General features: G+C 71.5%; 9 protein-coding genes. 2 read left to right on the top strand and 7 right to left on the bottom strand.

Going from position 1 to position 13,671, the window contains the following annotated elements:
* Positions 1–126 precede the first annotated feature (126 nt).
* A complete protein-coding gene (locus tag OV207_RS01540) occupies positions 127–996 on the top strand; it encodes an SDR family NAD(P)-dependent oxidoreductase (protein ID WP_267551950.1) in 870 nt (289 codons plus the stop codon).
* Here OV207_RS01540 and OV207_RS01535 read toward each other — a convergent pair.
* Together OV207_RS01535 and OV207_RS01530 are read right to left on the bottom strand one after the other, a co-directional pair.
* Positions 986–1,870: a methyltransferase domain-containing protein gene (locus OV207_RS01535; protein ID WP_193346025.1), complete on the bottom strand. Its 885-nt coding sequence runs from the start codon at positions 1,868–1,870 to the stop codon at positions 986–988. The two genes, OV207_RS01540 and OV207_RS01535, sit on opposite strands and share 11 nt — an antisense overlap.
* Positions 1,867–5,454 carry a serine/threonine-protein kinase gene (locus OV207_RS01530; RefSeq protein WP_267551949.1) on the bottom strand — a complete coding sequence of 1,196 codons (3,588 nt, stop codon included), beginning with the start codon at positions 5,452–5,454 and terminating at the stop codon, positions 1,867–1,869. The genes OV207_RS01535 and OV207_RS01530 overlap by 4 nt, the downstream gene beginning before the upstream one ends.
* 189 nt (positions 5,455–5,643) lie before the next feature.
* Here OV207_RS01530 and gor point away from each other — a divergent pair, with 189 nt between their 5' ends.
* Complete coding sequence (gene gor / locus OV207_RS01525; protein WP_267551947.1) at positions 5,644–7,074, top strand: glutathione-disulfide reductase; 1,431 nt, start codon at positions 5,644–5,646, stop codon at positions 7,072–7,074.
* 71 nt (positions 7,075–7,145) lie between these two features.
* Here the strand turns inward: gor and OV207_RS01520 are convergent, their stop codons facing one another.
* The 5 genes from OV207_RS01520 to OV207_RS01495 all read right to left on the bottom strand — a co-directional run bounded on the left by OV207_RS01520 (position 7,146) and on the right by OV207_RS01495 (position 13,631).
* Positions 7,146–7,862: an immunity 52 family protein gene (locus OV207_RS01520; RefSeq protein WP_324291495.1), complete on the bottom strand. Its 717-nt coding sequence runs from the start codon at positions 7,860–7,862 to the stop codon at positions 7,146–7,148.
* 45 nt (positions 7,863–7,907) lie between these two features.
* Positions 7,908–9,278, bottom strand: coding sequence for a Tox-REase-5 domain-containing protein (locus OV207_RS01515; protein ID WP_267551944.1), 1,371 nt, complete (start codon positions 9,276–9,278; stop codon positions 7,908–7,910).
* A gap of 399 nt (positions 9,279–9,677) precedes the next feature.
* Positions 9,678–10,397, bottom strand: a complete 720-nt coding sequence (locus OV207_RS01510) for an immunity 52 family protein (protein ID WP_267551942.1) — start codon at positions 10,395–10,397, stop codon at positions 9,678–9,680.
* 13 nt (positions 10,398–10,410) lie between these two features.
* Complete coding sequence (locus OV207_RS37615) at positions 10,411–11,700, bottom strand: Tox-REase-5 domain-containing protein (protein WP_324291485.1); 1,290 nt, start codon at positions 11,698–11,700, stop codon at positions 10,411–10,413.
* A 608-nt stretch (positions 11,701–12,308) separates the two neighbouring features.
* On the bottom strand, positions 12,309–13,631 hold the full coding sequence (locus tag OV207_RS01495) for a hypothetical protein (protein WP_267551940.1): 1,323 nt from the start codon (positions 13,629–13,631) through the stop codon (positions 12,309–12,311).
* Positions 13,632–13,671 lie beyond the last annotated feature (40 nt).

Genomic DNA, 13,671 nt, shown 5'->3' with positions numbered 1-13,671 from the left:
CCTCCACGGGCGGTCGCGGCGCGCGTGGGCCGCGCTCCAGGCCTCACGGCCCTGACTCATCCTCCAGGAGGGGCCAGCACGGACCCACGAGCCCCACCGGAGGTGGCTTCCTATGATTGCGGCACCATGCCCGCGCCACGACACCTCGACGACACTCCTCCGGACGGCACCCCTTCAACAGAAGACCCTCCCGACCCGCGCTGGGCGTTGATCCTCGGCGTCTCGTCGGGGACGGGGGCGGCCATCGCGGAGGCCGTCGCGCGCAAGCCGGGCCTGGAGGTCTTCGGCGTGCATCGGGGCCGCTACCCGGACACCGCGCGCCAGGTGGAGGCCCGCGTGCGCGAGGCGGGCCGGGCCGTCTTCCTGCGGCAGGCGGACGCCTCCACCCCTGACTCCGCGGAGGCCGGCGCGGACGTCCTGCTGGAGCGCGCGGGCCCCCGGAGCGTGAAGCTGTTCGTCCACGCCATCGCCGGCGCGTCCGTGGGGCGCTTCCTGTCCGAGGGCCCGGACCGGCTGCACCCGCGCCGCGTGCAGCGCACCTTCGACTGCATGGCGCATTCGTTCGTGTACTGGACGCAGGCGCTGGTGAAGCGCGACCTGCTGGCCCCGGACGCGCGGCTGCTGGGCCTCCAGAACCCGCTGGACCAGACGCACCTGGGCAACACCGGCCTCATCAGCGCCGCCAAGGCCGCGCTGGAGATGTACGTCCGTCACCTGGCGATGGAGCTGGGGCCCCGGGGCCACCGCGTGAACCTGCTCAAGTTCGGCACGGTGATGACGCCCGCCCTGCACCACGTCTACGCGCCGGAGGCCCTGGCCCACCTGGAAGCGCGCCACGCCGCCATGACGCCCGCGGGGCGCATGTGCACGGTGGAGGAGGTGGCCCGCTTCGTGTCCGTGCTCACCGGCGACGAGGCGGGCTGGTTCAACGGCGCCACCATCGACTTCAGCGGCGGCATGACGCTGCGGCTGATGGACCTGGTGCTCAACCCGTGACGGCCGGCTCCAGCGCCGGAACGCGGAACGTGAGGCAGTAGTAGAAGGGTGACACCTGTTCCTCGATGACGCCTTCGGCGTTGAGCGGCAGCAGCGCGCGAGGGCTCCTCGCCTCGCGCGTGTAGAACGTGAGGGCGCGGAAGGCGGCGCGCTGGAACAGCGACGGCCGGAAGTTCGCGTCCAACTGCTCGTCCACCACCACCAGCGGCGTGCCGGGGCGGGCCACGCGCGACATCTCCAGCAGCGCCACCGCGGGCTGGCGGTAGCCGCCAATGCCACCGACGTGGAAGACGCGGTCGAACGTCGCGTCGCGGAAGGGCAGCGCGTGCGCGTCCGCCAGCAGCAGCCGGGTGTCCTCCAGCCCCTGGCCCCGGCGCCTGCTGCCCACGCGCTTCTCACACTGCGCCAGCATGCCGGTGCTCAGGTCCAGGCCCCACACCTCCACCGCCAGGCCCGGCGGCAGCGCGCCCCGGATGCGCGGCAGGTTCGCGCCCGCGCCCACGCCCACCTCCAGCACCCGCACCGGCTGCCCGTCCTCGCGCGGCTTGAGCGCGCCCAGCTCCAGCCGGCGCATGTACGCGTCGCGCATCCGCGACTCGGAGACGGACTGGAAGAGCGGCGTCAGCACCGCCGTCAGCGGATCATGCAGCGAGGGCAGCCCGTCGTAGATGTGGCGCATCAGCCGGTCCGTGCCGCGCACGCGGTCCTCGCGGTACAGCCGGGCCCGCCCCTCCTCCACCTCCCACGTCTCGCCGCAGCCGCCGCAGCGCAGCCGGCCCTCGGTGAGCCGGGCGTCCTCGTTCTGCCCGTGCCACACCAGCCGGCCCCGGCAGTCCGGACAGGCCAGGAGCGCCACGTCCTCCACTCGCATCATCGCGTCGCCACCTTGACCATGCCTCGCACCATGCCGTCCGCCCCTCCGGGCCGTGCCTGTTCGGCCAGCGCGCGCGCCAGGTCGTCGCGCGCCTCCAACCGGGTGAAGTCCTCCACCGCCAGCCGCAGCAGCTCCGCGCGCTCCGGGGCGTCCCCGGGCAGGTGCCGCGCCCACTCCAGCCGCGCGCGCGCCGCCTCGTAGGGCATCTGGCGCCGCGTGGCCTCCGCGATGCACCGCCTCCACGCGCGCAAGGCCTTGCGGTGCCGGCCCGCCAGCCACGCCTCGGAGCCGCGCCACAGCCACGCGGCGGGCTCGCCAAAGGGGAACACCCGGGCGAAGTCCTCCACCGCCTTCAGCGCCGCGCGGGCGCTGTGCGTGAGCGCCTGCAACCCCGGCCCCGGCGTCTCGCGCGCCCACAGGCCCAGCAACACCTCCGCCACCGCGATGGCGCCGAAGTAGACGAAGTGCGCCACCGGCTTGCCCGCCGACAGCCGCACCAGCGCCTTCTCCGCCGCCGCGCGCGCGCCCGCCGCGTCGCCCTCGCGCAGGCACAGGAGCGCCAGCGTGCCGTCCACGATGATGCGGTCGGTGGCCCCGCCGTGCGCCTCCGTCCACGCCAGCGCCGGCTCCAGCGCGACGCGGGCTCGCGCGTGCTCGCCCAGCCGCAGGAGGATGTGCGCGCGGTAGTGCATGGCCCAGTGCTGCGTCTGCACCGCGCCCCGGCGCACCGCGGACGCCTCCAGCCAGTCCATCAGCGGCAGCCCGCGCGCGAACTGGCCCTGGTAGCAGAACGCCACGGTGAGCAGCGCGCGGCACTCCTCCGCCAGCCGCAGGTCCCCCACCGAATCCACGATGGACGTCGCGCGCCCCAGCCACGCCTCCACGTCCTGCCAGCGCGCCTGGTACACCGCGCACACCGCGTTGCGGTTGAGCACGTAGGCCACGTCCGACGGGCGGCCCACGGTGTCGGCCACGTCCTGCGCCCGCTTCACCCACGCGTCCGCCACGCGGTGCACCGGCACCGTGCCCGCCACCACCGCCATCACCGTGTAGCCGCGCGCCAGCTCCGGCGAGGGCCCCGCGGGCTCGCACAGGTTGAGCATGCGCAGGCCGCTCCAGAGCACCGGCAGCGCCTCCTGCGCGTAGATGAACGCGTCGGTGAGCCGCATGAGCAGCCGGCCCGCCACCCGCCGCGCCTCGCGGCGTCGCGCCGAGTCATCCACGTACGCGTCCGGCCGCGCGCCCTGCGCCAGCCGCTCCACCGCCTGCACCAGCGTGCCCACCATCCACCCGACGCGCGTCGTGGGCAGGGGCCAGCCGAAGTGCGTGAGCGCCGCCTGCGCGTGCACGCGGAACGCCTCCAGGTCGCCCAGCTGGAAGTGCGCCTCCGCCAGCAGCGCCTCCACCTGCCCCTGCGCCAGCGACGTCGCGTCGGGGGCCCCCGTCAACGCCCGGGAGAGCAGGGGCAGCGCCTCGCGGCACGCGCCCACCGCCAGGGCCTCCTCGCCCGCGCGCCGCGCGTGGAGGGCCTCGCGCGCCGCGTCCTGGACCTGGCCCCAGTGGTACGACAGCGCCGCGGCGTGGCCCGTGGGGTGGGCCGCCTCCAGCGCCTGCGCCGCGCGCCGGTGGAGCGCGGGCTTGGACGCGGAGGGCAGGTCCTCCAGCAGCCGCTCCCGCAGCTTGTCGTGCGCGAAGCGCCAGCGCCCGTCCGCCACGTCCAACACCGCCGCCGCCGCGCAGTCGGTGAGCCACGCCTCCACGTCCACGCCCGGGGCCGCGCACTGGAGCACCGTCAGGTCCAGCTCCCGGCCGAGCAGCGCCGCCACGTCCAGCAGCTCCCTGGCCGCCCTGGGCACCTTCTCCAGCCGGCGCTGCACCAGGGCGCGCAGGCCGCCGGCCCACACGCGCTCCGGCAGCGAGCGGCCGCCCAGCCGGTCCAGGCCACCGGCCTCCTCCGCCAGCGCGCGCACCACCTCCACGAGGAAGAACGGGTTGCCCTCGGATTCGCGCCGCAGGAGCTCCAGCACGTCGGGGCGGCGGCCCGCGGCGCCCAGCATGGACTCGCCCAGCAGGGCGATCTCCTCCGAGTCCAGGCGCGGCAGCCGCAAGGTCCGGGTGCCGGGCAGCAGCGTTGGGAGCCGGGGGGACTCGTCGTCGCGGAAGCTGGCGAGCAGCAGCAGGGGCCACCCGGGCGCGCGCGCCGCCAGCTGGGCGAACAGCTGGAGGGATTCGCTGTGCGCCTGGTGCAGGTCCTCCAGGATGACGACGGTGGGCTGGGGCAGCCGGCCGAAGAGGTCCTCCACGGTCTGGTGCAGGCGCAGCTGCGCCATCTCCGCGTCCAGCTCCGGCGCGGCCGGCACCGCGTGGCCCAGCAGCGCGTCCAGGTCCGGCACCAGCGGCTTGAGGACGCGCGCCTCGCGGTCGGACAGCTCCGTGAGCATGGGCAGCCAGCGCAGCACCGCGCGCCACTCCTGGTACGGCACGCCGCCGGTGTCCACCGCCTGGCCGCGCAGCACGACCGCGCCGCGCACCAGCGCCAGCGAGCGCACCTCGTCCAGCAGGCGCGACTTGCCCACGCCGCTCTCCCCGCCAATGAGCCACGCGCTGCCCCGTCCCGCGAGCGCATGGTCGAGCACGTCCGTCAGGTGCTCGCGCTCCCCCACCCGGCCCACGAAGCGCGCGGACTGGAGGAAGCTCTCGCGCGTGGCGGCGGACTCGGCGGGCACGGGCTGGCCGGTGGCGGCGCACAGCGCGGCGATGACGGCCTCCGCGTCGCGCGGGCGGCGGTGGGCGTCCGGGGCCACCAGCCGCTCCAGCACGTCCCGGAGCGCGGGGGGGAAGCCCGGCGTCGCGAACACCTGCCCCCCGTGGGGCAGCCGTCCGAAGAACATCTGGCACGCCATGGCGCCAAAGCCGAAGAGGTCGGTCTGTTCGGACGGGGGCTGGTCCGCGAAGAGCTCCGGGGCCAGGTAGCCCGGGGTGCCGGCCGGGTGCGCGCGGCGGCCCTGGTCGCGGCCCACCGCCAGCCCGAAGTCCAGCACCTTCACCTGCCCGCGCACCACCAGCACGTTCCCGGGCTTCAGGTCGCGGTGGATGATGCCGCGCCGGTGCAGGTACGCGAGCGCCTGGAGCGTCTGCACCAGCAGCCCCACCTGCGTGGACAGCGGCGCGTCCGTGCCGGCCTCCACCAGCGTGCGCGCGTCCTCCAGCAGGTCCATGGCCAGGTAGGGCCGGCCCTCGCCGTCGAAGCCGTAGTCCAGCACGCGGATGACGTGCGGGTGGCGCAGGGACACCAGCGTCTGGAACTCGTGGGCCAGCGACAGCGCCATGTCCTGGGTGGCGAAGACGGAGGGCGTCCCCCGTCCGGGCCGGCGCGCCAGGTCCGCCATCGTCTTGTGCAGCCGCTTGAGGGCCACCGGTCCGGACAGCCCGTCCTGGGCGCGCCACACCGTGCCCGCGCCGCCCCGGCCCAGCAGGTCCAGGATGCGGTAGCGGCGCCCCACCACCTCCGGATCCACGGACAGGGACACGTCGGAGTCCGGCACGTCCGTGCGGAGGGATGTCAGGCTGGAGGGGTGTGACATACGGGGGGGGCCGCCCTGTGAGCGAGGATATCCCCCCTTCCCGTTCGGGAGGGGATTGAATGCAACGCGGGGTAAACGAGGCAGGAGGCGCTTTGGACCCTGGTGGGCAGCCCGGCGGGCAGGGCCCGGCTGGCTCCTTCCCTCCGGGGTGGCAGGGCATCATTTCTTGAAACACGCGGGAGGCTGGCGATGGCGGGCTACGACTTCGATTTGTTCACGGTGGGCGCGGGTTCAGGTGGCGTGGCGGCCAGCAGGCGCGCGGGGGCGTCCGGGGCGCGGGTGGCCATCTGCGAGGAGGGGCGCGTGGGCGGCACCTGCGTGCTGCGCGGGTGCGTGCCCAAGAAGCTGCTCGTGTACGCGGCGCACCACCGCTACGACTTCGAGGACGCGGCCGGCTACGGCTGGGCGGTGAAGGAGCCCGCGCTGGACTGGAAGCGGCTCCAGGCGATGAAGGCGAAGGAGCTGGACCGGCTGACGGGCATCTACGGGCGGCTGCTGCGCGACGCGGGGGTGACGCTGGTGGAGGGCCGGGGCCGGGTGGTGGACGCGCACACGGTGGAGGTCGCGGGCAGGCGCTACACGGCGGAGCGCATCCTGGTGGCGACGGGCGGGCGGCCCTTCCTGCCGCGGGTGCCGGGCATCGAGCACGCGCTCACGTCGGAGCAGGCGCTGGAGCTGCCGGAGCTGCCCCGGAGGGTGGCGGTGGTGGGGGGCGGCTACATCGGCGTGGAGTTCGCGGGCATCTTCGCGGCGCTGGGCGTGAAGGTGACCATGCTCATCCGGGGCGACACGGTGCTGCGCGGCTTCGACAACGACGTGCGGGCGGCGCTGACGCAGGAGATGCGCAAGAAGGGCGTGGACATCCGGCCGGAGACCTTCGTCGAGGACATCGAGAAGCGCGCGGACGGCACGCTCAGCCTGATGACGCGCATGGGGGACACGCTGGAGGTGGACGCGGTGCTGTACTCCACCGGCCGCGTGGCCAACACGGAGGGGCTGGGGCTGGAGGAGGCGGGCGTGAAGCTGGACGCGCGAGGGGCGGTGGTGGTGGACGCGCAGTCCCGCTCCTCGGTGGAGAGCATCTACGCGGTGGGGGACGTCACCGACCGGCTCAACCTCACGCCGGTGGCCATCGCGGAGGGGCGGGCGATGGTGGAGACGCTGTACCGGAACAACCCGGTGACGATGGACCACGCGAACGTCCCCTCCGCGGTGTTCAGCCAGCCGCCGGTGGGCACGGTGGGGCTCACGGAGCGGGAGGCCATCGAGCGGCACGGCCCGGTGGACGTCTACGTCTCCAGCTTCCGGCCCATGAAGCACACGCTGACGGGCCGCGACGAGCGCACCATGATGAAGGTGGTGGTGGAGCGCGGCACCGACCGCGTGCTGGGCTTCCACATGGTGGGCGCGGACGCGCCCGAAATCATCCAGGGGCTCGCGGTGGCGCTGAAGTGCGGCGTGACGAAGAAGCAGCTCGACGGCACGGTGGGCATCCACCCCACGGCGGCGGAGGAGTTCGTCACCATGCGAGACAAGCGGCCGGATCCGTCCGAGAGCGCCACGGTGCTGGAGCTGGGGCACTCGAAGTCCCCCGAGCCTCCGGGCCCGCCGCGCGGGTAGGACGTGCCGAGGGACGGCCGCCTCCCGTCCCGCCCCCGTGTGTCTCCCTGAATCGAAAGGCCACGGTCGAATCAGCGGGAGATGACGGGCTCCAGCATGCCGGCCCTGGCCAGCAGCTCGCCCACGCGCCTTCCCCGTTCGACATGCTCGGGGTTCCCTGCGGTCAGCCGCTCCGGGGCCAGGACAATGAGCGTCCCCCGGTTCTCGACGGGCTCGATGCGGACGGGGGCTGGCAATGGGGGCACCGTCCCACGGCAGCGCGGCAGGTACGTGACCCAACCCACGAACCCGCCAGCCCTGGGCGTTTCGTCCATTGCCGCACGGTGGTCCCACGATGTGGCCACGGCCCAATCAGGGTCCCAGGCTTGAGCCATGCTGCGCAGCACGTCCACCAGCACCGGGGCGGTGATGAGCCGCTCCGCATCCGCTCCGCTGCTCGGCAGGGTCATCACGCAGGAGTTGGGGGTGGCCCCTCCATGATCACCACAGGTGATGCGCAGATCCACGTCCGCGCCCCTGGCGCCTCCGTTGCCGAACCAGAACGTGAATCCAAGTTGCTCGATGGCTGGTCCTCCTTTTTCACGGTTGGCACCACGCCGGAACGACTCGGTGAGCATGTCCAGATCCGGTGGCATCAAGGGGTGCTTCCGGGCTTCCTGGCGTGTTCGAGCGGGCTTGTACCAATGGGCAAGGAGCGGATCACATGAGGCCAGGAGCGTGAGGAATTCGGCGGTGCGCCGCGCGCAGTCCGCAGGGGACTCCTCACGAGGTCCCCAGTACGCCCCCACGTAGTAGTCCTCTGCTTCAGGCTGCTCAGCCACGATGGCCTCCTCTCAATGTGCCGGGGTGTGGACGACCTTGATGCCTCCAATGTCCGCTCCATCCAAAAGCCGGCGGATTGGATTCACTGCACTCGCTTCGGCCACATGCCACTCAATCCGTATACCTGTCCCCATGACCTTCTGGGTCTGCCGCCGAGCTTGTTCAACGAGGTCCACAGCCCCCGAGTGGCGGAACCATTCCTTGGGCCTCAGTCCCTCGAAGAACTCCGCGTAGCCGGGCCCCTTCGCCTCCAGTAGCACGTCGTCCCTGAACCCATCGAACTTGATCCCCCCAGCCTTCGTGCTCGTGCCGCCGACCCAATAGGCTTCGTCGGCGGAGTGCCCCGAGCTCTGCTCCTGATAGCGCCGGGCGCGCTCCGACATGGACTCCCGGGCAGGCCCCCACTGTCCGGGCCCGGCCGGCGGAGTGGCCGTGTTGGCCCGCTGGAGCAGGATGGCCGCCCCGGGCCCGCCGCTCAGCGCCGATGCAGCCCGCCCCACGGGAACAGCGACGCGTTCAAGCGTGAGTGCTCCTTGCGCGGACAGCGACAGCACCGGCACCGCGGCCTCCGCACCCGCCAGCGCGCCTGTCACCGTGCGCGTCGCGGAGGTCGCGGTGCCCTTCGTCACGAGGAGGCTCGTCGTCAGCTCCGCCACGGCCTGCACCTGCTCGCCGCGCGTCATGTAACGGAAGCGCTCGAAGTATTCGGGCGATGACGCGATGAGCGCGACCACTCCCGCGGGCAGGTCCTTCAACGCGGCGATGCTGTCCCGAGGAGAGATGAGGAACTGGCCCAGCGCGAGCGCCAGCTTCACGAACGCCGCCTCGGCTCCGTCCAGGGCCCGGCTGATGAAGTCCGCGTCGTCGTACACCTCGACGAACACCGGTCCGTGCACGGGCGCCAATTGCGCATCCGCCAGCTCGATGACGAAGCCGTTGCTCACGTAGAAGCGACCCAGCTCGAATGGGCCCGCCCGGAACGTGCCGTCCTTCCATTTCAGGGTGCCGGCCTTCTGCTGCGTGCGCCCGGTCCACACCCAGGCCAGGTGGCCATCCGGCCGCAGCACCGCCACCCGGCGGAAGCGGTCCACCCGGCGCAGCAGCGTGTCCCGGGACACCTCGCCTTCCTCCAGCACTTCGCGCAGCAGGTGGCCCACGGCCATGCGCGCGGGGAAGGTGCCGAGCGTCACCGGCTTGCCCAGCAACACCGACAGGAGCCGCGTCGCCTGCGTGGGCGAAAGGGCGCTCCCTGGCAGGGGCCGCGCATCCCGTTCCTCCAGCCCCGCATCCGTCAGCAACTTCTCCCAGGCATCCGCCTGAATGCCGGAGTTCGAGTCACCGCGAGGCCCCCATTTCGTGCGAACGGGACTCGCGCCCTTCATCCCTCCACGACGATGCATCCGTGCCGGCGCCACGGGGTCCGTGACAAACCGTGGCGGGGCGGCGGACACCTGGAGGGAGGCATCACTCGGTGGCGCTGAAGCAGGGCTGCTGGCCTCGCGAGGCGTGTAGCTCAGGCTCCGCCCCTGGTTGGACGCAGGAGTCAGCCCCGCGCAGCCGGTGACGGCCATCGCCATGCACAATAACAAGGCCTCAACGCGCACGGCCGCCCCTGGTCCACCGAAGCGAAGGCGCCCGGTCGCTGCGTCCCGTCCTCTTCAGAGAACAACAGCGTACCGCCTGTACGCATCACGCAGAAAGTCCACACGTGGGCTCGTCGGTGGAACTGGGCCGTGAAATTTGAGCCCCCTCCGGACAAGGGGCGCGGATCTGCCTGACCGTCAGGGCGAAACGGGCTGCATGAGTCCCGCTCCGGCCAGCAGCTCTCCTACCCGCTCGGCCAAAGCCATGTGCTCAGGGTTCGCGACTGTAAAGCGTTCGGGGGTCAAGGTGATCAGTGCTCCCCGCCCCTCGACATTCTCGATGCGAACAGGAGCAGGAAGCGGAGGCACCACACCTCGATGCACCTCAAGGTACGTCACCCATCCAACGCGCGGGGCGCCCCTGACGCCACGCTCGTCCAGCAACTTTCGATGAGCCTGTGACGTAGCAATGCCCCAAGCTGGCTCCCACGCGACAGCAGCAGCACGCAACAGCCCGGCCAGCACCTGAGCAGTCACTACCCGGTTCGCATTGGGCCCTCTGCTCGGAAGCGTGACTGCACAGGCATTGCTCACCCTTGGCGCATGACTGCCACAGGTCACAAGGAAGCCGCTTGCATCATGGTCATCCTCCACACCATTCCAGCCATCCACTCGAAAACCAATCTCCTCCACGACACGGTCCTTGCCACGGCGAACCAGCCTTTCAAGCTCCGCCGGCTCCAGCCCGATGGGACGTGTCAGCGCGGCCTTGCGCGACCTCCCCGTCTGAAACCATTGGGTGAATGAGGGGTCGACATCGCGCAAGCCCGTGAGAAAAGCTCCCAGTCGAAGGGCGCACGCTTCCGGCGTTTCCTTCCTGGGGCCCCAATAGCTTCCGACATGGTAGGTCTCATTCATGATTGCGCCCTGCTCACGGGATGGGAGGGGTGAAGACAACATCAATCCCCTCGACGCCATTGAGCCTGAACAACTCCCTGATGGCCTCGGTCGTCTTCAGCTCGGCGACATGCCACCGGATGGGCACATCCGGGGGCGCTCTCGCCAGTTGCCGCTGTGCTTTCTCGACGAGGGCCTTCGCGCCCGACTTCTGGAACCAGACCCTGGGCGAGAGGTTGTCGAGGAACTTGTTCGCGTAACCCGGCCCCTTCGCCTCCAGTAGCACACCGTCCGCGAAACCGTCGAACTTCAACCCACCGCTGTCCTTGCCCACGCCCCCCATCCAATACGCCTCATCGGCGGAGTGCCCCGAGATCTGCTCCTGATAGCGCCGGGCGCGCTCCGACATGGATTCCCGGGCAGGCCCCCACTGTCCGGGCCCGGCCGGTGGAGTGGCCATGCTGGCCCGCTGGAGCAGGATGGCCGCCCCGGGCCCGCCGCTCAGCGCCGATGCAGCCCGCCCCACGGGAACAGCGACGCGTTCAAGCGTGAGTGCTCCCTGCGCGGACAGCGACAGCACCGGCACCGCGGCCTCCGCACCCGCCAGCGCGCCTGTCACCGTGCGCGTCGCGGAGGTCGCGGTGCCCTTCGTCACGAGGAGGCTCGTCGTCAGCTCCGCCACGGCCTGCACCTGCTCGCCGCGCGTCATGTAACGGAAGCGCTCGAAGTATTCGGGCGATGACGCGATGAGCGCGACCACTCCCGCGGGCAGGTCCTTCAACGCGGCGATGCTGTCCCGAGGAGAGGTGAGGAACTGGCCCAGCGCGAGCGCCAGCTTCACGAACGCCGCCGCGGCTCCGTCCAGGGTCCGGCTGATGAAGTCCGCGTCGTCGTACACCTCGACGAACACCGGTCCGTGCACGGGCGCCAATTGCGCATCCGCCAGCTCGATGACGAAGCCGTTGCTCACGTAGAACCGGCCCAGCTCGAACGGGCCCGCCCGGAACGTGCCGTCCTTCCATTTCAGGGTGCCGGCCTTCTGCTGCGTGCGCCCGGTCCACACCCAGGCCAGGTGGCCATCCGGCCGCAGCACCGCCACCCGGTGGAAGCGCTCCACCCGGCGCAGCAGCGTGTCCCGGGGCACCTCGCCTTCCTCCAGCACTTCGCGCAGCAGGTGGCCCACGGCCATGCGCGCGGGGAAGGTGCCAAGCGTCACCGGCTTGCCCAGCAACACCGACAGGAGCCGCGTCGCCTGCGTGGGCGAAAGGGCGCTCCCTGGCAGGGGCCGCGCATCCCGTTCCTCCAGCCCCGCATCCGTCAGCAACCTCTCCCAGGCATCCGCCTGAGTGCCGGGGCTGGTGCCACCGCGAGGAACCCCGGTCGTGCGAACGGGACTCGCGCCCGCTCCCACCTCACGGACGCCTTTGTGACGGCGCAGCCGTCCTGCCTCGGAGCCTGTGACGAACCGTGGCTGGGAGGCTGGCTCGCGTGGCGCCTCCTCCCCCAGCGCTGGCGCGACAGGAGGATCAGATGCATCGCGGAGCGCATGGCTCCGCCCCTGGACAGGCGTGGATGGCAACGCCGCGCAGCCGGAGACGGCCATCGCCATGCACAACAACACCAGGGCCTCAACGCGCACTGTCTACCCCCAGGCCATCCGAAACGAAGGTTCCCGGTCGCAGCGTCCCGTCCTCTTCAGGGAAGAGCAACGTGCCGCCGGTGCCCATCACGTAGAGCTTCCCGCGAGGACTCGCCAGCGCGCTTCCGCCGCCCGGGCTGTCCCAGGCCCACCGCCACCGCCAGGGCCCACGCCAAGAGCCGCACCCCACGCGGCCCCAGGAGAAGACTTCCGCGCTCAGCGACAGCATCCATGTGACTGCGCGCGGCGCTGAACTCCCATCGCGCACTCACGAGGCTCGCGGCGGGTGACGCTCAGTCGGTCTCGTGCAGGTCGAACGCGCTGGTGCCGGTGTGGTGCTTGCGCGCGGTGAGCCGGTGCTCGGCGCGGAGCTGGTTCTCGTAGAAGGGCAGGTGCGCGTCCGTCCGGAGCTTGCGCAGGGAGCGGATGGTCTCGTGTTCGGTGGTGTTGCTGTAGCCGTGCTTCCCGTGCCCATGCGCATAGGGCTGGATGTGGAGCACCATCATCTGCGGATAGCGGTTCTGGAGGACGTGGATGAGCTCGTGCCCGTACACGATGAAGGCGGGCGCGGGGATGGTGTGGCCATCACTTGAGAAGTTGCGCTGCGTGCTGTCGCGCAAGCCGGTGCGCAGGCGGAGCACAGAGCTCCGTCCGGTGCCCTTGCCCGCGAGCCCCGGCGCGGGTTCGCTCAGCATGTAGTCCTCGCCGTGGCCGTCCTCCTCGTACCTGGGGAGCTCCGACTTGATGAAGTCGAGCCGACTGCCGACCTCCTCGCAGGCTTCGTAGGCCTCCACGTACTCCCTCGACTCCGCCCGCAGGCGCTCCCGGAGCACGGCCCACGGTTCGGTCCCACGTCGCGCGTCCGTCTCCATCTTGGACACGATCCCCGACAGCTCATCGAACTGCCGCGTCAGGGGTTCAATCTGCCCCGACATCGTGTCCAGCCGCGCCTTGTTGAGCACCACCTTCTGCCGGAAGGTGGCCGAGGGCGTGAAGGCAGGGGTCAGCGCGAGCGTCACCGGCCACTCCGGGCTTGCCTCGGTGACGTCCAGGATCCACCGCATCAGGCTCCGCCCATGCGCACGCGAGAGCAGTCGGGCGTGGATGGCGCGCACTTCCCGGTTGCCGCGCTCGTAGGGCGCCCCCGAGGGAAGCTTCACCGCGCCCGTTCCGTTGCGCAGCGCATCCCAGTCCGCGTCCAGTTGTCGGAGCGCCGCATCTCCCAGGAGCCCACGGTCCGGGGTGTAGAGCTTGAGGTTGTTCGTGTGGAGGTAGTCCACCAGGTCGATGTGCGCCTGCTGGATCTCCACCAGCATCCGCATCAACAACATCCGCGCGGCCTGCGCGGCCACGAGCCGTGCCCGCTCCTGGTCGAACAGCGCGTACAGGAGGTGCTCGGCGTCATCGAGCGCCTTCAGCTTCGCGTGGGCCCAGGGCTGCGCGCTCCGGAAGTAGTAGGTGGCCTTGGCGAACAAGCCACTCCAGTCCCCGTGGTAGGCGTCGAGCGCGGTGCAGAACGGCCGGACGAAGTCGCCGCCGTGCGCGCGCACCACCGTCATGCCGGGCACGTTCGCGTCCAGTGCTGCCTTGAAGACCGCCGAGGTGCTCAACGCCATGTCCGCCGCTCCCGCTTCTCGCGCTGGAGCCTGACGCTAA

This window comes from Corallococcus sp. BB11-1 (assembly GCF_026626625.1).
GTDB lineage: Bacteria > Myxococcota > Myxococcia > Myxococcales > Myxococcaceae > Corallococcus > Corallococcus soli.
Note: the sequence above shows the minus strand (reverse complement) of the source record. Positions and strands in the feature narration are given on the sequence as shown.